20 protein-coding genes are annotated in these 18,727 nt (G+C 71.3%); 3 read left to right on the top strand and 17 right to left on the bottom strand.

From position 1 onward, the window contains the following. The 3 genes from ACZ79I_RS28085 to ACZ79I_RS28075 form a co-directional block, all read right to left on the bottom strand. The gene (locus ACZ79I_RS28085) at positions 1-924 is read right to left on the bottom strand and encodes an AAA family ATPase (protein ID WP_471500612.1); all 924 of its coding nucleotides are present in this window, start codon (positions 922-924) and stop codon (positions 1-3) included. An 8-nt stretch (positions 925-932) separates the two neighbouring features. After that, positions 933-2,198 carry a toll/interleukin-1 receptor domain-containing protein gene (locus tag ACZ79I_RS28080; protein WP_471500610.1) on the bottom strand — a complete coding sequence of 422 codons (1,266 nt, stop codon included), beginning with the start codon at positions 2,196-2,198 and terminating at the stop codon, positions 933-935. A 70-nt stretch (positions 2,199-2,268) separates the two neighbouring features. After that, the gene (locus ACZ79I_RS28075) at positions 2,269-3,522 is read right to left on the bottom strand and encodes a hypothetical protein (RefSeq protein ID WP_471500608.1); all 1,254 of its coding nucleotides are present in this window, start codon (positions 3,520-3,522) and stop codon (positions 2,269-2,271) included. Between the two features lie 179 nt (positions 3,523-3,701). Between ACZ79I_RS28075 and ACZ79I_RS28070 the strand changes: the two genes are divergently transcribed. Then, entirely contained in the window at positions 3,702-4,724 is a 1,023-nt protein-coding gene (locus ACZ79I_RS28070) for a phosphatidylinositol-specific phospholipase C domain-containing protein (protein ID WP_471505278.1), read from the top strand. Between the two features lie 193 nt (positions 4,725-4,917). On the opposite strand, the gene ACZ79I_RS28065 is transcribed toward ACZ79I_RS28070, so the two are convergent. Genes ACZ79I_RS28065 through ACZ79I_RS28050 form a run of 4 tightly spaced genes read right to left on the bottom strand, consistent with a single transcriptional unit; the run spans position 4,918 to position 7,673 of the window. Then, on the bottom strand, positions 4,918-6,171 hold the full coding sequence (locus tag ACZ79I_RS28065) for an NAD(P)/FAD-dependent oxidoreductase (RefSeq protein WP_471500606.1): 1,254 nt from the start codon (positions 6,169-6,171) through the stop codon (positions 4,918-4,920). After that, on the bottom strand, positions 6,164-6,337 hold the full coding sequence (locus tag ACZ79I_RS28060) for a rubredoxin (protein WP_381090344.1): 174 nt from the start codon (positions 6,335-6,337) through the stop codon (positions 6,164-6,166). The genes ACZ79I_RS28065 and ACZ79I_RS28060 overlap by 8 nt, the downstream gene beginning before the upstream one ends. Beyond that, positions 6,334-6,498, bottom strand: a complete 165-nt coding sequence (locus tag ACZ79I_RS28055; protein ID WP_471500604.1) for a rubredoxin — start codon at positions 6,496-6,498, stop codon at positions 6,334-6,336. Before ACZ79I_RS28055 ends, ACZ79I_RS28060 begins: the two co-directional genes overlap by 4 nt. Beyond that, on the bottom strand, positions 6,495-7,673 hold the full coding sequence (locus tag ACZ79I_RS28050; protein WP_471500602.1) for an alkane 1-monooxygenase: 1,179 nt from the start codon (positions 7,671-7,673) through the stop codon (positions 6,495-6,497). Before ACZ79I_RS28050 ends, ACZ79I_RS28055 begins: the two co-directional genes overlap by 4 nt. Positions 7,674-7,776: 103 nt before the next feature. Between ACZ79I_RS28050 and ACZ79I_RS28045 the strand changes: the two genes are divergently transcribed. Next, on the top strand, positions 7,777-8,361 hold the full coding sequence (locus tag ACZ79I_RS28045; RefSeq protein WP_471500600.1) for a TetR/AcrR family transcriptional regulator: 585 nt from the start codon (positions 7,777-7,779) through the stop codon (positions 8,359-8,361). A 95-nt stretch (positions 8,362-8,456) separates the two neighbouring features. Here ACZ79I_RS28045 and ACZ79I_RS28040 read toward each other — a convergent pair whose 3' ends face one another. The 4 genes from ACZ79I_RS28040 to ACZ79I_RS28025 all read right to left on the bottom strand — a co-directional run bounded on the left by ACZ79I_RS28040 (position 8,457) and on the right by ACZ79I_RS28025 (position 11,116). Continuing rightward, on the bottom strand, positions 8,457-9,149 hold the full coding sequence (locus ACZ79I_RS28040) for an NADPH-dependent F420 reductase (protein ID WP_471505275.1): 693 nt from the start codon (positions 9,147-9,149) through the stop codon (positions 8,457-8,459). 60 nt (positions 9,150-9,209) lie between these two features. Next, positions 9,210-9,848 carry a TetR/AcrR family transcriptional regulator gene (locus ACZ79I_RS28035; protein WP_471500598.1) on the bottom strand — a complete coding sequence of 213 codons (639 nt, stop codon included), beginning with the start codon at positions 9,846-9,848 and terminating at the stop codon, positions 9,210-9,212. Between the two features lie 84 nt (positions 9,849-9,932). Beyond that, positions 9,933-10,145, bottom strand: coding sequence for an EF-hand domain-containing protein (locus ACZ79I_RS28030; RefSeq protein ID WP_471500596.1), 213 nt, complete (start codon positions 10,143-10,145; stop codon positions 9,933-9,935). A gap of 59 nt (positions 10,146-10,204) precedes the next feature. Continuing rightward, entirely contained in the window at positions 10,205-11,116 is a 912-nt protein-coding gene (locus ACZ79I_RS28025) for a helix-turn-helix domain-containing protein (RefSeq protein WP_471500594.1), read from the bottom strand. Between the two features lie 59 nt (positions 11,117-11,175). Between ACZ79I_RS28025 and ACZ79I_RS28020 the strand changes: the two genes are divergently transcribed. Beyond that, a complete protein-coding gene (locus ACZ79I_RS28020; RefSeq protein ID WP_471500592.1) occupies positions 11,176-11,811 on the top strand; it encodes a GNAT family N-acetyltransferase in 636 nt (211 codons plus the stop codon). Positions 11,812-11,891: 80 nt separating this feature from the next. Here the strand turns inward: ACZ79I_RS28020 and ACZ79I_RS28015 are convergent, their stop codons facing one another. The 6 genes from ACZ79I_RS28015 to ACZ79I_RS27990 all read right to left on the bottom strand — a co-directional run bounded on the left by ACZ79I_RS28015 (position 11,892) and on the right by ACZ79I_RS27990 (position 18,523). Next, a complete protein-coding gene (locus tag ACZ79I_RS28015) occupies positions 11,892-13,070 on the bottom strand; it encodes a YncE family protein (RefSeq protein ID WP_471500590.1) in 1,179 nt (392 codons plus the stop codon). Continuing rightward, positions 13,070-13,906, bottom strand: coding sequence for a polysaccharide deacetylase family protein (locus ACZ79I_RS28010; protein ID WP_471500588.1), 837 nt, complete (start codon positions 13,904-13,906; stop codon positions 13,070-13,072). The genes ACZ79I_RS28015 and ACZ79I_RS28010 overlap by 1 nt, the downstream gene beginning before the upstream one ends. 291 nt (positions 13,907-14,197) lie before the next feature. Further along, on the bottom strand, positions 14,198-14,701 hold the full coding sequence (locus ACZ79I_RS28005; RefSeq protein ID WP_471500586.1) for an ATP-binding protein: 504 nt from the start codon (positions 14,699-14,701) through the stop codon (positions 14,198-14,200). Between the two features lie 298 nt (positions 14,702-14,999). Continuing rightward, positions 15,000-15,767, bottom strand: coding sequence for an enoyl-CoA hydratase/isomerase family protein (locus ACZ79I_RS28000; protein WP_471500584.1), 768 nt, complete (start codon positions 15,765-15,767; stop codon positions 15,000-15,002). Between the two features lie 82 nt (positions 15,768-15,849). Further along, positions 15,850-17,088: a L,D-transpeptidase gene (locus ACZ79I_RS27995; protein ID WP_471500582.1), complete on the bottom strand. Its 1,239-nt coding sequence runs from the start codon at positions 17,086-17,088 to the stop codon at positions 15,850-15,852. A 229-nt stretch (positions 17,089-17,317) separates the two neighbouring features. Further along, positions 17,318-18,523, bottom strand: coding sequence for a L,D-transpeptidase (locus ACZ79I_RS27990; RefSeq protein ID WP_471500580.1), 1,206 nt, complete (start codon positions 18,521-18,523; stop codon positions 17,318-17,320). Positions 18,524-18,727: the final 204 nt, after the last annotated feature.

Genomic DNA, 18,727 nt, shown 5'->3' with positions numbered 1-18,727 from the left:
TCAGCCTTCTCGGTGCTGCGGCTTGAGCAGGGTCAGGTTCCGGACGAGTTGCCAGTGAGGGTCACCCGGGTGGAGGTTCATGGTGCGGCAGGCTCGCAGCGCGTCCAGGTACTCGGCCGTGCTGGGCAGCCGGTCGCGGCGGGCGTCCTTGTCGTGACGGGCCTTCATGAGTTCCTCGGCCAGCATGATGACGAGTTCCATGGTCGCCTCGTCCAGTTCCACGTTCTCGTACTTGAGATGGAGCTCGGCGATCCGCGCCAGGCTGTCCTCGGTGGGTGCGGGCAGTTCGAAGGTGATGCACCGGCGCAGGAACGCCTGTGGGAGTTCACGCTCACCGTTGGTGGTGATGACGACCAGATGCGTGCCGACACCGGGTTCCCGGCACACCGTCGTGCCGGTCTCGGCGACCGTGAACTCCTGGGAGCCCAGGGGCACCAGGAGGCTGTTGGGCACGTCCGGGTCCGCCTTGTCGATCTCGTCGATGAGGACGACGGCGCCCTTGGTGCCGTGCTGCCGGTACAACCGCTCCAGGGGATCGTGGTGGTCGAGCGGCTTCAGCAGGCCGCCGCGGGTGCATGCCGACACGGGGGCGAGCGACCACCACAGGACGCCGGGCTGGATGTAGTGGGCGTCGTTCCACTGCATGCGATGCGCCTGCGCATCCGCTAGCCGGCGCACGCTGTCGAAGGTCCACAGCAGATCGGTCGCCTGGGTGCGGGAGGTCACCACATGCTCGTAGTACCGCAGGTCCCTCTCACGAGCGATGTACGGTGCCAGGGACGACTTGCCCGATCCGGGTTCGCCGCTCAGCAGCAGCGGGCGGTCGGTGGCCAGCGCGACGTCGATGGCCAGACGGAGGTCCTCCGGCATGTCGTAGACCCGGCCGTCCCTGGGGTCCGGGCCGTGAGGAACGTGTGCGGTCACCGAAACTCCTAATCGACGCGGGTGAGTTGCTCGGGCAGTTTCTTCAGGCGCCGGTTGCGCAGCTGCGCGGTCGCCTCATCGGACTCCGTGAGGAGCGGCTCCAGCAGGACGGAGTTCTTGAAGGCTGCCCGCACGTCGTCCTCGGGAGCGGCCTTGCCGGTCGTCACCAGGACTATCAGCCAGGAGAAGATGCCGTGCAGGCGTGCGACGGCCTCGGCGAACTCGGAGTCGGGTCGGCCGAACTTGTCGATCACCAGGTAGTGGGTACGCTCGTAGAGATCGTCCGGCAGGATGCGGTCCTCTTCGGTGACGGCGTCGAAGAACTGGACCCACACGGCCTGCTCCCAGTCGCGGACCCGCTCGCCCACCCGGTCTTCGCCGGTCGGCAGGTCTCCGACCGACTGGACTTCGTAGCCCCATGTGCTTCCGCAGGTGGCCCGCAGGATGTACTGCTGTGCCGTGCCGCGGCGGGAGGCATTGAGCAGAACGGTCATCTCCTGCGGTAGTGCGCCCGATGGAGGCAGCACCTTGCGGGCGGCCTCCGCGTCAACCCAGGTGGCGACGAGGTCCCGGATCAGCCGGCGCAAGGTGGTCTCCGACAGCGTCGGAGCCAGGCTGTTCAGCGCCTTCTCCACCCGGTCGGGCGGCGCCACCAGGAACTGGTGGGCCAGGAAGAGGCAACCGCCCTGCTGGGTGGTCACCTTGGGGAGATACTTCTGCGGCAGCCCCAAGGCGGTCGCCGCCTTGACCAAAGGGTCGCCCCGCCGGGCCTCGGACAGATAGGTGTCGAGGCGGTCGAGCCACTCGCTCATGGCACTGCCGTCGGGGCCGGCGTCGGGCAGGTCCGCGAACCGGGCGAGCACCGCCCCGGCGAGGCCCTCGGCGTCCTGCGCGGCCCCGGCCCGTGTGCGCGCGAACTGAATGGGCCTCAGCTCCTCCAGCCCGGCCTGTTTCACCACGCCGGTCGAGGGGACGCCGAGCAGTACCGGCACCACGAACACGGGTGCGCCGAGAGCGCGGCGCCACATGAGGATGTTGACCTCACGCCGCACCCAGTCAGAAGACAGCGCCTTGTCGTTGAGCAGGACGACGGCCGCATCGCAGCGCGCGAGCCAGTCGACGACGTGTGGGCGCCACTCGTTGCCGGGCGGGATGTCGTCCTGGTCCACCAGCGGCCGCAGATTCTTCGTCGCGAGCCCGTCGACGAGCCTCTCCAGCACGGCCGTGGCGAAGGCGTCACCGCGCGCACTGTGGCTGATGAAGACATCCCTCACGCCCCGATTGTGATCCATCGTCCGTCGCCACGGGACGTGGTCTCCCAAATGCGTCCGCGTAAAGGGGATTTCACAGGCCCGCGTCAAACTCGGGCTTGGCCACGGTGATCCGCCAGCGGCGTAGTTCCTCGGTCAAGGCCGACTCGACCCCGACGGCGAGCGCGCGGAATGCGGCGCCGGAGTCGTCGGCCGTGTGCTCGCCGATGAGCCTGCGCAACGTGTTCTCGTGGCCGAGCAGTTCCTGGCGGACCTCCCGGTACGACGCGGCCAACCGCTGGGAGGCGAGGAGGTTCTGCACCGCCAGCACGCTGTTGCACAGGGGTGGCAGCCCCGCCGCGAGCAGCGCGATCACCAGGGACACGGCGGACGGCTGGGCTGCACGGGGCCCCGCGGCCAGAAGTACCGCATAGCCGAGCGCGACGGCGATACCCGCGAGAATGGCCCCCTTGGCGACCCTGCCGAGCAGCTTCTCGGTGCGTTCGCACTTCACGGCGGCGAGTTCGAAGAACAGGGCCTGCCGCCGGATCCGGTGGTCGAGGTAGGTGCGCATGCGCTCCGCGGTGTCGGGGCGGGCGGAGCCGGTATGACGCCACACCTCGTCGCGCCAGTGCCTGTCCACGCCGTCGGCGCCCCGGTCCCGCAGACAGAGTAAGTCGTCGAGTTGGGCGGGACCGGCATGAGCGAGGAGGTTCAGCCGGGCGTCCCGGACCGGCGGGACCTCGTCCGGTGCCAGGCCCAGGTACGGACCAGTCTGCGCGAGGATGAGGAACATCTCCCGTCGGAAGAGTTCGGCTCTGGTCCGGTTGACGACCCAGGGTCGGGAGGGCTCCTGCTCGGTCCACACCGTCCAGATCATGGCGAGCAGCAGCAGGCACTCCGCGAAGACGAATCCGAGGGCCAGCTCGCCCCCGGGCCGCAGGAAGACGGTCTGGACGGTGAGGAAAAGCACCGCGAGCGCGGGCAGCACGGCGAGCCGGATGCCGGTCGCCCGAAACCGTCCCTGCCGGTCGACGGCGTCATCGGCAGCGCCGGGGCCTCCCGTCCCGGGACGCCGTATGACGCCCGGGTAGTCAAGGGGCCCAAGCACCTCGGGCGCGGGGGTCCAGGCAGCACGCTTCGGCTCGCTGGCGCGACGCCGCCGACGGTGGGCCCACTCACGGCCGAGCAGATAACCGCTGTCCAGCAGCACCAGCAGCCACAGCGCACCGGCCATCGGGGCTCCGACGAGCAGCACCGGCGCCCGGGTGAACATCGCGACCACGGTCCAGCCTGCAAGGACACCGGTGGTGCCGACGACAGCTCCGACCCGCCCGGCAGCCGACATGCTCCGTCTCCCCTCCCTGAACAACGCGGAGTTGACGTTAGCCGAGATCGCGCCTGCCACGACGAGGGCGACGCCACGACCGGGGCCGATGTTCCCCCTGGGGCTACCGATCGGTAACCGCTCCCTCCTAAGCTGCCGTCAACTTATCGGCAGCAAAAGGGAGTTGACACGTGTGGGCGATGAGACGGCTGGCGGCACTGCTGGGTGCCGCCGCGATGCTGATGTCGGCAGGAGGCAACGCCCACGCGGCGGCGCCCTCGTTCTCCGGCACGACCACGATCGGGACGCACAACGCGTACGAGAAGGACAAGTACACGTACTTCGCGCAGGCCCTCGACTCCGGCGCCTCGCTGCTGGAGCTGGACGTCTACACCGACATCCTCAGCAAGCGCTGGCGGGTCAGCCACAGCAATCCGCTCGGCAACGACAACAACTGCGAGGCGGCGAAGACCCCGGCCGAGCTCTACAGCAAGAGCCGCAACCAGGATCTCGGCAGCTGCCTCGACAACATCGCCGCCTGGCACCAGCTCCACCCCGACCACCGGCCGATCATCTTCAAGGTGGAGATGAAGGCCGGCTTCTACGACAAGGGCGGGCTCGGCCCGGACGAGTTCGACGCGCTGGTGTCCTCGAAGCTCGGCGACATCGTCTACAAGCCGTCGGACCTGCTGGGCTCCACGTACCCGACGCTCGACGCGGCCACCAGGGCCGGTGCCTGGCCCTCCCGCGACGATCTCCGGGGCAAGGTCTTGTTCGAACTCATCCCCGGCACGGTCGAGATGAACAACCCGTTCGACTCCTACTGGACGGACGAGGAGTACGGCGACCATCTGCGCGACCTGTACGCCGCGGGGAACATCTCCAGCGCCCAGGCGTTCCCGGCCGTCCTGGGCGCGGCCACCGGTGATCCCCGCACCGGCCGCTACGACGCCTCGATCCGCCCGTGGTTCGTGTTCTTCGACGGGGACGCGGCGGCGTACGTCAACGGCGGCTACGACACGTCCTGGTACGACAGCGGTCACTACATCCTGATCATGACGGCCGCCGCCGACGTGTCGCCGGCCATCTCGTCCACGAACCCGACCGACGCGGAGGTGGCCGCGCGGTTGTCGCTGCTGGCCCGGGACCACGCGAGCGTCATCACCTCCGACTGGTCCGCGAAGTCGGCCTCGGTCCTCAGTTCGGTCGCCGAAAGGGGCTGACTCCCGCGCTGATGGGGCATATCACCCGTGCCAGATGATTCAGGCGGGCCCTGATTCCCCCACCAGCACGCCAGGGAGCCCCCCATGCTGCGAGGCGTAGACGTCAGCGCGCGGGGAGGGCGGGGCGGGGTGGCCCGCCGCACCGGCGGGCCACCCCGCGCCCCGAGACAGTCCGGCGCGCCGGACGGCACGGTCATGTCGTCGCTGTGCGGTGTGGTCGCCGGTCGTGTGCCCGACCCCGCCCGCCGGACTCCTCGGCGGGCGGCCCCGGGCGGTCGCCGTCGGCGAGGTGGCGGTCGAGTACGGTGCGCAGGGCGCGGAAGTCGAGGGGTCTGCCGGATGCCACGGCCCCGACGGGACGTCCGTTCGCGGTCGCCAGGGCGGCGAAGTCGAACCCGTCGACGTCGCCCTGCACGGTCAGGGCATCGGCGTCGGCGGGATGCCCGGCGATCTGCAGCAGGACGCCGTACTGGTCGGTCCATGACCAGGGCACCGCGGTGAACGGTGTGGCGGCGCCGAGCATGTTCCTCGCCACGGCGGCGGCGTGCTGCTGGGCGTGGTTCCACTGCTCGTTGCGCACCCGCCGCCCCAGGAGGGGGTCGGGGCAGCGGGCCACGTCTCCGGCCGCGAAGACGTGCGGACGGCTGGTGGCGCCGTAGGCGTCGACGAGGATTCCGTCGTCCACCTCCAGACCGGCCCGGGCGGCCAGTTCCGTACGGGGCAGGATGCCCACGGCGATCAGGACCGTGTGCGCCTGCCAGCTCCGTCCGTCATGGGCGGTGGCCACCAGGGTGCCGCCGCGCCGGACCAGGTGCTTGATCGTGACACCGGTGTGCAGCCGGGTCCCGTGCGCCCGGTGCAGTTCCAGGACGGCCCTGCGCAGATGTGCCGGCAGCACCCGGCGCAGGGGCTCGGGCGCGGCCTCCACGACGGTGACGTCCAGTCCCATCGAGCGGGCGCTCGCGGCGACCTCGAGTCCGACCAGTCCGGCGCCGATGACCAGCAGGGGTCCACCAGACTCCAGGTCGGCGCGGAGGGCGGGCACGTCCCCGAGGTGGCGCAGCGTGTGCACATGGTCGTGCCCGGCGGCGTACGGCAGGGTGCGGGCGCGTCCGCCGGTGGCCAGCAGCAGCCTGTCGTACGGCTGCCTGCTGCCGTCGGCCAGTTCCAGGGCGCCGTCGCCGATGCCGGTGACCTCGGTGCCGGTGCGCAGTTCGATGTCCAGCTCCTGCCAGACCGCCGGCGCCTTCAGACGGATCCGCTCGGCCGGTACGGCCCGCTTGAGGAAGTCCTTGGACAACGGCGGGCGCCGGTAGGGCGCGTGGGGTTCGTCGCCGATCAGCAGGACGCGGCCGTCGAAGCCCTCCTCGCGCAGCGTGAGCGCGGCGGTCGTCCCGGCGATTCCCGTGCCGACGACGGCGATGGTGCGGGGCGTGGTCTCAGGCACGGGACGCCTCGGCCATCCGGAAGTCGGCCTTGGCGGCGCCGCAGTCGGGGCAGCACCAGTCGTCCGGGACGTCCTCCCAGCGGGTGCCGGGAGCGATGCCCTCCTCGGGCCAGCCCTTGGTCTCGTCGTAGACGAAACCGCACACCAGGCACTCCCAGACCTTCACGGCAGCTCCTTGAAGTCGATCTTCTCGCGCACCCCGCAGTCGGGGCAGCACCAGTCGTCGGGCACGCCGGCCCAGGACGTGCCCGCGGGGAATCCCTCGCGGGGCGCGCCGGTGTCCTCGTCGTAGACGTAGTCGCACACGGGGCACCGGTAACGGCTCATCGACGCACCCCGTGGCGGGTCAGGACCCTGTTCCTGGTACGGGGGTGGATGTTGGCCCGGGTGACATCGCCGTCGTAGTGGGCGAGCAGCCTCGGGTCCATCACGCGCCGCCACAGCGGGGGGACGACGGCGAGAAGGATCATGCCGGCGTATCCGGTGGGCAGTTGCGGGGAGTCCTCGAAGTGGCGCAGCGCCTGGTAGCGGCGGGTGGGGTTGGCGTGGTGGTCGCTGTGCCGCTGGAGGTGGTAGAGGAAGACGTTGGAGGCGATGTCGTCGCTGTTCCAGCTGTGCTGGGGGGTGCAGCGCTCGTAACGGCCCGAGGGGGTCTTCTGCCGCAGCAGGCCGTAGTGCTCCAGGTAGTTGACGACCTCCAGCAGGCAGAAGCCGATGACGGCCTGCACCCCCAGGTACGGCAGCACACCGGGACCGAACACGGCGGTCAGGGCGGCGAAGAGGACCGCCGACATGGCCCAGGCGCCGAGCACGTCGTTGTGCAGGGTCCACGGGCCCTTTCCGAGCCGGGCGAGCCGTTCCTTCTCCAGGCGCCAGCCCGAGCGGGCGCTGCCGTACACGGACCGGGGGAGGAAGGCCCAGAAGGACTGGCCCACGCGGGAGCTGGCCGGGTCCTCGGGGGTGGCGACCCGCACATGGTGACCGCGGTTGTGCTCGATGTAGAAGTGGCCGTAGCAGGTCTGGGCGAGGGCGATCCGCGCGAGCCAGCGCTCCAGCGCATCCTTCTTGTGACCCAGCTCGTGCGCGGTGTTGATGCCGAAACCGGCGACGATGCCGAGGGTGACGGTCAGCCCCGCCTTGTCCACGGCCGACAGGCCGGGACGCGACCACAGCCAGCAGGCCAGGACCAGCCCCGCGTACTGCAGTGGGAGGAACAGGTAGGTGCACCAGCGGTAGTAGCGGTCCGACTCCAGCCAGACGAGGACGCTGTCCGGAGGGTTGGCGGAGTCCTTGCCGACCAGCAGGTCCACCAGCGGTATCACGCCGAAGACGACCAGCAGCAGCACCCACCAGAAGAAGCCCTGCCCGGTGGCCGACGCCAGGCCCCAGGCGGCGAACGGAAAGGCGGGCAGCACGAGCCCGAGCAGCCACAGATACCGCTTGCCGTCCCGCCAGGTCACCTGCGACACCGACGGCCCGAGCGGGTACGCGGTCCCCGCCATGACACCACCTCCTGGACACTTTCGCCTTTGAGTGTCCAGAAACTAGACAGTAACTTCAGTGACCGTCAAGAGAGCGGACGAGGCTCGTTAGGATGGGCCCGAGATGACGCGCTATCGAGAGTCGGTCCGTTCCCTGCTCAAGGAGCGGATCCTGGACGCCGCCTACGAGCGGGTCGCGGCCGAGGGCTGGGACCGGCTGAAGATGACCCATATCGCCACCGCCGCCGGCGTGAGCAGGCAGACCGTCTACACCGAGTACGGGTCCAAGGGAGCCATCGGGCAAGCCCTGGTGATGCGCGAGGTGGAGCGCTTCCTCACCGGCATCCAGGACCAACTCCTCGCCCACCCCGACGACATGAAGGCGGCGGTGACCGCCGCCATCGGATACACCCTGCGCACCGCGGCCGACAACCCGCTCCTCAAGGCCATCCTGACCAGCCCCCGCGGCGGTGAGGGGGATCTGCTCGCCCACCTCACCACCCGCTCCGAGCCCCTCCTGGAGACGGCCACCACCATGCTCACCGCCTACGCGGCGGAGGTCTGGTCCGACATCGACGCCCGCTCACGGGACCTGGCCATCGAGGCCGTCGTGCGCCTGACGGTCAGCCACCTGGTCCAGCCGGTCCTGCCGCCGGATCTCACCGCGGAGCGCATCGCCGAGATCACCATGCGGGTCACCGGACACTGAGCGCCCCGGTAGCCCGGGACACCGGGCCCCGGAAACCACATCGGGACTCCGCGCCCCGGCCGCGCGAAGCCCCGCGTGTCCCGCCGCGTCGTCCCCTAGGCGCGGAAGTCCGCGGTGCGCTCGGGTGACGCCTCCGCCAGCGCCTTGGTGACGGCGCCGGCACCTGCCCGCAGCCCGTACACCGGGGTGCCGGGCTGCTGGCGCCAGGAGTCGTCGATGCCGCCGGCGTCGACCGTGTCGAAGCCGAGTTCGTCGATCAGGTCCCGCACCCGCCGCTTGGCCGCCTCGTCGTCGCCCGCGACCGGGAGCGCCATGCGCTCGGGATCGCCGGCCGGACGGGGACGCTCCAGGATGTCCTGGGCGTAGGTGCCGTTGAACGCCTTGACCACGGGATGGCCGATCTGCCGTTCGGTCCAGCGGCTCTCGGTCAGGCCCTCGTCCTCGATCGCCGCGATCCGCCCGTCCCGCTGCCGCGGGTAGTAGTTGCCGGTGTCGATCACCGCGACGTCGTCGGCCGCGCCGTCGAGCAGCCCGGACGGCAGGTCCGGGACCGCCCTGACGGGGATCGTGACCACGACGACCTCGGCGCCGCGGGCCGCCTCCCCCACGGTGACGGGGGTCGCGCCCGTCTCCTCGGCCAGTGCGGTCAGCGTGTGCGGGCCGCGGGAGTTGGCGACGGAGACGTCGTGGCCGAGGGCGGTGAGCCGCCGGGTGAGGTTGCCGCCGATGTTGCCCGCTCCGATGATGCCGATCTTCATGTCCTGACTCGCCTCGCCCTTTCCGGGGATGTGTCCGGCGGAGCCCGATGGCCCCGTCGCTGGGCAGCACCAACCTCCGGGCGGTGCGGGCTATTCCGCGTCTGCGCCGTACGGGTGACGGCGGCCCGCGGGGCGCCGCGGGGGCTCGCGCAGCGCCAGGCGCAGGGGCGGGCCGTAGATCCGGACTATGTCATCGGGCGCCATGGAGGCCACCGGTTCCAGGCGGAGGATGTAGCGCGTCACCACGAGGCCGGCGATGTGCGCGCAGAACGCGCCGGCGCGCGTGCGGGCGTCCGCCCCGCCGATCCGGGCAGCGATCGTGTCGATCATCTCCCGTTCCATCATCTCCTTGACCAGATCGGTGATGGCCTGGTCCTGGGTGGCCGCGGCGATCAGGGCGCGCAGGGGCGCGCCCGACTCGGGGTTCTCCCACAGGGCGAGCAGGTCGCGCAGGGCGCGCTGGGGAAACGTGGCCGGATCACCCGCCACCGTGCGGGCCAGGGTCTCGGCGGGGTTGCCGGCCAGGGCGAGAGCCGCCCCGAAGAGGCCCTTCTTGGAGCCGAAGTAGTAGCTGACCAGGGCGACGTCCACATCCGCCTCGGCGGCGACGGCACGCAGCGTGACGGCCTGGTACCCGTCGAGGAGGAAGCGCCGGCGGGCGATGTCGAGGATCTGGGCGCGTGTGTCGGGCTTCCCGGACCTTCTCCCCCGCGCCGCGGATTTCATCATGGTTGAGATTCTACGACGCGGTGCCCGCCGCGTGCCCGGGGACACCCGGCCGTTGCCGGCGCGGGCGTCCCCGCGGCGCCGGGGTCACTTGTTCAGGTAGGTCCAGAACTCGTCGAAGGACAGCACCTTGTCGCCGTTGAGGTCCCTCGTCCTGATGACGGCCTCGGCCACCGTCTCGGTGACGTTCCAGTCGCCCTCCTGGGCCAGTGCGGCCTTGAACTCGGCGGCGGTGATGAACCCGTCACCGTCCGCATCGATCCGCTGGAACTGCTTGCGTGCTTCCTCGATGTCCGCCACCGATCCGCCCCTTTGTGTCGCGATTTATCTGTCCTACTGTCGTACCGACGCAGGTCAGACTAACGGCCCGTGCGAGCCCTCAGTGCGGCGACCACCCAGGCGAAGTCCTCCCGGTGGACGGGCTCGGACCGGCCGTTGACGACGGACAGCAGCTCGCGGTAGCGGGCGACCCGCCCGTTGAAGGCCGTCTCCATGCGGTCCAGCACCGCGGACGGGTCGGCGTCGCCGAGCAGTTCGCGCAGCACCCCGTCCGCCTCGGGCGCCCCGGGCGCGATCCCGCGCTCCCGTGCCGCCCCCACCAGCCCGACGAGGCGCCTGACGAACCACAGGGACGCGCCGGCCGGTACGCCGGGGCCCCGGTCGGCCGCGTTGAACTCGGCCGCCTTCCGCATCAGGGCCCGGAACTCCGGGTCCTGGATCATCTCCGCCAACTCCACCCAGGCGTCGACCTGCTCGGGTGTCGGATCCTCCGGCAGGTCCACCGAGGTGCGCCGCATCCGCTCGCGGATGTCCGGGTCCACGGTGTCGAGCTCGTGCAGCGTCTCCTCCACGAACTCGTCCACGATCCGCTGCCGCTCGGCCGCCGACAGCCGCGCCAGCCTGTTCATCAGGGTCATCTCCTCTGCGGTCGAACCACGTCGCGCCACGGTCGACAGCACCGCCCGGGTCACCCTCAAGGAACGGATCTGCGCGTCCAGGGCGGCCACATGCCGCGCGGCCACCTCCGCCGCCGTCGTCTCGCCGGCCAGCACCCTGCGGACGTCGTCCAGGCCGAGGCCCAGTTCGCGCAGGGTGCGGATCAGGTCGAGGCGCGCCACGCACTCCGTGTCGTACAGGCGGTAGCCGCCCGGGGAGCGGGCCACCGGGGGCAGGGCGCCCTCGTCCGACCAGTACCGGATGGTGCGCACCGCGAGTCCGGTGGCGCGGGCCAGTTCGCCGATGGTGAAAAGGCCGGTGCCGTCGTCGATCATGTCTGCGAGTGTGGGCCTTCCAGTGGGTGGAGACTCAAGCCGGAGGAGACGACCGACTCATGTCCGACAGCCTGCGGGACATCCTGGACGCGGCGGCCCGCGGGGTCTTCCCCCCGGCGGACGGCGGCACCACCGTGGTACGCCAGCACTCGCCGCGCGACGCCGGGGTGATCGCCCTCACCGCGCACTCCGTGGTGTTCACGGACGAGGACCCGCGGTGGGTGCGCGAGACGCTGGGCTCCGTCGGCTGTGACACGCTCGCCGCCACGATGAATCCGCGGTTCCTGGAGGCGTTCATGCGGCGGACCGGCCGGTCGCACGACACCATCGACCTGCTCACCGTCGCAGCGCCGCTGCCGGGGGAGCCCCCGCTGGCGCTGAGCGCGATCGACGATCCCGGCCACGACCGGGTCGCCCGGGCGCGCCGGCGCCGGGACGCCGTGCGCGTGTGGGCCGCGGACGGCGGTGTGCTGGTGCTGGGGCGTGGCGTCGCCGGGCGGCTGGAGGTCGCCGTGGAGGTGGACGAGGCGGTACGGCACCGGGGACTGGGCCGGGCGCTCGCAGCGGCGGCGCGGCACCTGGCCGGCGAGCCGGTCTGGGCCCAGGTGTCCCCGGGCAACGCCCGCAGCCTGCGGGCGTTCCTGGCGGCGGGTTACCTTCCGGTGGGTTCGGAGGCGCTGCTCCTCGCCCCGTAGGCCCCGGCGGACGGTGCCGTCCGCGGCCGGTGCCGCGCGGCGGCTCCCGGGGTCCGCGGTCGTGGGGCGGCACGGTCCGGTCAGCGGAAGACGCCGGTGTGTCCCAGCGAGTAGCGGCCCGGCTGCGGGAAGACGGCGAGGCCGTGCGGCCCGCTGCCCACCTTGATGCGGGCGAGCTGCTCACCGGTCCGTGTGTCGATCGCGTACACCTCGGAGTGGTAGCGGCCGGACAGCCACAGGACCCTGCCGTCGGCCGAGACGCCCCCCATGTCGGGGCTTCCGCCGTCCGGCAGGCGCCACTTCCTGGTCAGCCGGTTGTGTGCGAAGTCGAAGACGGAGATGGTTCCCTCGCCCCGGTTGGAGATGTACATCTCGCGGGAGTCGCGGCTGACGTAGAGGCCGTGGGCGCCCCTGCCGGTGGGGATGAAGGACGGCGGGGCGAACCGGGCGCCGTCCAGCACCCACAAGCCGTTCGCCATCATGTCGGCGACATAGAACCGCCTGCCGTCCGGGGAGACCTTCACGTCCTGCGGCATGGCGTCGTGGAACGGCAGCCGCTGCCGGCCGATCACCTTCATCCTCTCGGTGTCGACCTTGAGCAGTTCGCCGCTGAACTCGCAGGAGACGACGAAGTAGCGGCCGTCGAGCGAGAAGTCCGCGTGGTTGACGCCGTAGCAGCTCACGGGAACGGCCTTCACCACCTTCATCGTGTGCGCGTCGCGGAAGACCAGTTCCCGGTCCTTGGACGCCATCACGACCGCGTGTCTGCCGTCCGGCGTGAAGTAGAGGTTGTACGGGTCGTGCACGGCGACCGGGGTGCCCGCCTCGCCGGTCCTCGGGTCGATGGGGGTGAGGGAGTTGCCCAGGTCGTTGTTGACCCAGAGCGTCTTGAGGTCCCAGGAGGGGACGACGTGCTGGGGCTGGCGGCCGACCGTGATGGTGTCGATGACCTCGTAGGTCTCCGGGTCGATGACCGAGACGGTGCCGGAGTTGGTGTTGGGGACGTACACGCGCGACGGGACGTCCTTGACCGCCGGGGAGAGCCGACCGGGCCGGTCGGCCGCGTAGACGTCCTTCGGGTCGAGCACGGGCGGCATGCCCGGCAGGGCCTGGACGGCCCGCTGCTGCGGCTCGGCGCGGCCCATGGGCGATCTGGAGGCGAGCGCCCGGTCCTTGTGCGGAGAACCGCCGGTGCAGCCGGCGAGCACGGCGAGGGCGGCGCCGGCGACGAGTACGCGCGCGATGGTGGTGGGGTTCATCAGCTCAGCAGCTCCGTGGTGGTCACCACGGCCAGGCCGCGGCGGTCGAGTTCGTGGAGAAGGGCGGGGAAGGCGGTGCGCGTGTCCGCGTACCCGAAGTGCAGGCTCACCACCGATCCGTTGCGGACCTCGCCGATGACCTTGCGGGTGACGGCCGCGGCCCCCGGCGAGGTGTAGTCGAGCGAGTCGACGTCGTACGACAGGACGTGCGGGTAGCCCGCGTCGCGGGCCAACCGTTCGACGAGCCGCGTGGCGCGCGGGGCGCGGGAGGGCCGGAACCAGGTGCCGATCGACCCGGTCAGCCGCCGCAGCCGGTGGGCGCATCCCTGGATCTCCGCGCGGGCCTCGGCCTCGGGCATGGTGTTGATGCCGAGGTGGCGCAGGGTGTGGTTGCCGAGCTCGTGACCGCCGTCGAGGACGCGGCGGGCGACGCCCGGGTGCTCGTCCAGCCAGGTGCCGACCGCGAGCACGGTGATCTTCGCGCCCGCCCTCTCGGCCGTGTCCAGGATCGACGTGGCGAGGGCGGGGTCGCCCTGGCCGTGGAAGGTGAGGGCCACCCGGGGACGGTCGCGCGGGCCGTGGGCGATCTGGGCGGGCTGCCGCGGGAAGGCGCGGGGCGCGGCCGCCGGGTGCGAGCCGGCGGAGGTGTTCGGGGCCCGGGAGGGGGCCCGGCGCGAGGGGCGTACGGCGGCGTCGCCGGGGGAACAGCCGGTGGCGAGGACACCGGCGAGCCCGGCGCCCGCGCGCAGTGCCGAGCGGCGGTCGGGCACCGTCGGCGCGGTGCCCGTCGCACGGCCCGGCGAGGTGGAGGGGGCGGGCGTGGTCACGCTTCCCATTTAAGGGCGAAGCGGTGTGAAATCCGTCGATTGGGTCGTGGACGTCAGGGGCGGGTCGCGACGGCGCCGGTTCCCCGTACTACGCACGGGCCCCGGACCGGTGCGGTGCGCCGCCCGGATCGAAACCGGTTTCCGGTCGGCCGCACTCGTCTGCGATAGTCGATCGTGCGGCAGCCACCCATTGACCCGGGCACCGGTTCGTCGCAGATGCCGCGGCGTACACCCCAACTCCGCCCGCGGCGCCCGAGGAGGCCCCGGCCGCATGGCGGTCGGGGCTTCTGCGCCGGGGGGTCAGCGGTCGGCGACCCGCATCTCGAACCAGGTCGTCTTGCCGCGCGGGAGCAGGTCGACGCCCCAGCGGTCGGCGAGTCCGTCGACGAGGAAGAGGCCGCGGCCGCTCTCGTCCAGCTCCTGTACCGGCATCAGACAGGGCAGCCCGCGGGAGGGGTCGCGCACCTCGACGCGGGCCCAGCCCCGGCGCCGCCGCATGCGCAGCCCGAAGACCCGCGCGCCGGTGTGCCGCACGGCGTTGCCGACGAGTTCGGAGACGAGCAGGACCGCGTCCTCGGCCACCTTCGGGGAGAGTCCCCAGTGGCGCAGGATCACGACCTGGGCGAGGCGGCGGGCGGTGGCCGCCGACTCGGGGAGGGACGGCAGGGGTACCTCCGCCTCGGCCGGATTGCCGAACAGCTCCAGTGCTCTGAGCGCTCGTTCGTCCTCGACCGCCGGTGACCAGCGTGCCGCAGTGGCACTCCCGCGCCGCCGCGGCTGTTCGACACCCTCCAGCCCCGCCATGCCCCCCATCATGGCCGTCCACAGGGTCACCCGGAGGCGTTACCAGGGAGTAGCCATCCCGGAAACATACCTTCCGATTCTTGCGATCGGCATATGACATATGCAATCCGGAATCCGTCACACCCCAACTGGCCTGCGAAAACAGGCCAGTTGGAGGCAATAACCGGGTGCGCTCGAACACGGCCGGCTTAAGGGTGTCTTAAGGCTCCGATAAACCGCCCCTTCGGGGGACGCCGGGCAAGACGTCTCGTCAACGGCAAGCGCGCCGGCCTGAAGAGGGTGACGGACCGCGGCGGGGTCAGACGAACTTGGCCTTGCCCGGCCCCTCCTCCACGAAGCTGCGCATCCCGCGCTCGCGGTCCTCCGTCGCGAACAGGCCCGCGAACCAGTTCCGCTCCACGGTCAGACCCGTCTCGATGTCCGTCTCCAGGCCCGTGTCGATGGATTCCTTGGCGGCGCGCAGCGCGATCGCGGGGCCCTGCGCGAGCCGCGCGGCCCAGGTGTGCGCCTCGGCGTACACCTCCCCGGCCGGCACCACCCGGTCGACCAGGCCCAGCGTCAGCGCCTCGTCCGCCTTCACCATCCGCCCGGTGAAGATCAGGTCCTTGGCCTTGGACGGGCCGATCAGACGCGCCAGCCGCTGGGTGCCTCCGGCGCCCGGGATCAGGCCCAGCAGGATCTCCGGCTGCCCCAGCTTCGCGTTCTCGGCGGCGATGCGGTAGTCCGCGCACAGCGCCAGCTCGCAGCCGCCGCCCAGGGCGTAGCCGGTGATGGCGGCGACGACCGGCTTGGGGATGCGGGCGACGGCGGTGAAGGAGTCCTGCAGGGCGCGCGAGCGCAGGACCATCGCGGTGTGGTCCATGCCCTGCATCTCCTTGATGTCCGCGCCCGCCGCGAACACCTTCTCCCCGCCGTGGATCACCACGGCGCGCACGTCATCGCGGCGCGTGATCTCCTCGGCGAGTTCCTTGAGCCGGTCCTGCGTGGCGACGTCCAGCGCGTTCATGGGCGGGCGGTCCAGGCGGAGGGTGCCCACACCCTCGGCGACTTCGAGATGCACAGTCATGCAGGAAGGTTAACGGGCACTAACGGCAACGGGCCCGGTGTGCTCGCTCACAGCGGCACACCGGGCCCCAAGGCGCGGGTGACTACTTGATCCACTCGTCCCAGGACATGTTCCAGCCGTTCAGCCCGTTGTCGGGCGCGACCGTCCGGTCGTGGGAGTTCTTCACGACGACGACGTCACCGATCATCGAGTGGTCGAAGAACCAGGCGGCCGGCACCGACTTGTCGTAGCCGCCGCGGACATCGCGCAGGCCCACGCAGCCGTGGCTGGCGTTGTAGTTGCCGAAGGCGCCGCCACCCCAGTAGTTGCCGTGGATGAAGGTGCCGGAGTCGGTCAGGCGCTGGGCGTGCGGCACGTCCTTGATGTCGTACTCGCCGCCGTAGCCGACGGTGTCGCCGTTCATCCGGGTCACCACGAGGCGCTCGCTGATGACCATCTGGCCGTTCCAGGTGTCGTAGCCCGGCTTGCCGGTGGTGATCGGAAGGGTCTTGACGACCTTGCCGTCGCGCCTGACGACCATCTTGTGGGTCTTGGCGTCGACGGTGGAGACCTGGCTGCGGCCGATGGTGAAGGTCACCGTCCTGGCCTGCTTGCCGTAGACGCCGGGCCTGCCCTCGACACCGTCGAGGTTGAGGTTCACGGTGACCTTGGTGCCGGCCTTCCAGTACGCCTCGGGCCGGAAGTCGAGACGGTCGTTGCCGAACCAGTGGCCGCGTACCTCGACGGCCGGCTCGGTCTTGAAGGTGATGGCCTTCTCCACCGCCTCGGGGTGGGTGATGCCCCGGGTGAAACGGATCGAGAACGGCATGCCGACCCCGACCGTGGAGCCGTTCTCGGGTGTGTAGAGGCCGACGAAGGTGTTCTTCGGGGTGAGCGTGGTGAAGGAGGACTCCTCGGCGGAGGTGAGACCCGCCGGGTCCTTGGCGACCGCGTGGACCTTGTACGTGGTGGCCGCGGCCAGATGGGTCGAGGGCGTCCAGGTGGCGCCCGAGCCGGATATCGTCCCGGGGATCTCGTGGCCCTTGGGGTCCTTGACCGTGACCTCGGTCAGCTTGCCCTTGGCGGCGCTCACCTTCAGGGCGCCGCTGGTCTCCACGGCCTTGGCGCCGTCCTTCGGGGCTATGGTGACCACGGCCTGCGACTGCTTGGTGCCGGTCCTGCCGGATTCCCCGCCCTTGCCGGAGCCGGCCGTGCCGGAGCCCCCTCCCCCGCCGCACGCGGTGACGGTGAACAGGAGGGCACCGAGTATCAGTGCCGGCAGTCCCCTGCGTCCCCGCTTCCGCGCACCAACCGACGCCCCCGATATCGGTCGCCCGTTCACGTTCCCGTCTCCCCTCGCACGGCCTGATGAGGCCCGCACTTCAGCGCGACCCACGCGCGCATTGCGCCAATTAATCACACCCCCCGGCCCGATGACTCCCCGCGATTGTCACCGTTCAGTCCCAAAGCGGACCGCGCGGAGAAGCATCGGGCGGGTGCAGGCGCGCACCCGGCGTACCCAACGTGCAGCGCGTGCAGCGCGTGCCACGCGTGCCGTGTGCGCCGGGACGCTAGGCGGCCGCGCCGCCCGCCTTCCACCGGCTCCAGGTCATGTTCCAGCCTCCCAGCCCGTTGTCGGGAGCGACCTTCTTGTCGTCGCTCCCGACGACCTCGACCACGTCGCCGACGAGGCTGCGGTCGTAGAACCAGCCCGCCGGGGTGTCCGAGCCGCCGCCCCTGACGTCCCTGAGGCCCACGCAGCCGTGGCTGACGTTGACGTGTCCGGGGGCGTCCGGGGCCCAGTAGTTGCCGTGCAGGAAGGTGCCGGAGCCGGTCAGGCGCAGGGCGTGCGGGACGTCGGGGATGTCGTACTCCCCGCCGAAGCCGACCGTACGGCTGTCCATGCGGGTGACCTTCAGCATCTCCATCACCACCATCTTCCCGTTGTAGGTGGTGGTCCCCGGGGCGCCCGCCGTGATCGGCACGGTGGCGATCAGCTCGCCGTCGCGACGGACCTTCATGGTGTGGGCGGTCGCGTCGACGAGCGAGACCTGGCTGCGGCCGACGGCGAACGAGACCGTCTTGTACTGCAGTCCGTACACACCGGGGGCGCCCTCCACGTCGCGCAGCCGCAGCGCGACGGTGACCGTGGTGCCCGGCTTCCAGTACTCCTCGGGCCGGAAGTCGAGACGGTCGTTGCCGAACCAGTGCGGGCGGATCTCGACGGCCGGCCGCGCGGTGACCCGGACCGCCCGCTCGACCGCGGCCCGGTTCTCGATCGCCCGGTTGAACTGCAGGGACACGATCATGCCGGTGCCCACGGTCGAGCGGTCCTCCGGGGTGAGGTACCCGATGAACCGCCGGTCGGGCACGAACGTGGTGAAGACGGCGTGACGGGCCGAGCGGCGGCCCTGGACGTCGAGGGCCACCACGTCGACCGTGTACTTGGCGGCGAGGACGAGGCGGGGGTCGTCGGGCTCCCAGAGCAGGCCGTCGGCGGAGAGGTGCCCGGGCACCGGGGAGTCCTGCGCGTCCAGGGACCTGACGACGGCCACCGACTCCAGGCGGCCGCTCGGCACCCGCACCCGCAGCCGGCGGCCGGCGGGCACGGCCGTGCTGCCGTCGTCCGGGGTGACGCTGATGAACTCCTCGGGCGCGGGCGCCTTGCCGAGCACGTCGTCGAGTCCGTGGGAGGTGCAGCCGACCAGGAGGCCGGCCCAGGTCAGTGCGGCGGCAAGTGCGGCTGCTGCGCGCCGCGCGCGCATCTGTACGTGCATCACGACCATCCCAACGACCCGGCCCCCGCTGGGGAAACGTGAGTGCGAGCCACGCTCTGGGCAGAACAGTGGGGAGGACGACACGACGGGGAGCCGCGCCGCCCGGGCGCAGGGGCGCGCTCGGGCACCCCCGGGGCGAACGGGCCACGAAGGGGCGGGGCACCGCGCGCCCTTTTCCGTGCCGTCCCACCGAGCCGCGGGAGG

The organism is Streptomyces sp. PSU-S4-23 (assembly GCF_055632315.1).
The sequence above is the reverse complement of the archived record's forward strand: the minus strand, read 5'-3'. Positions and strand labels throughout refer to the sequence as shown.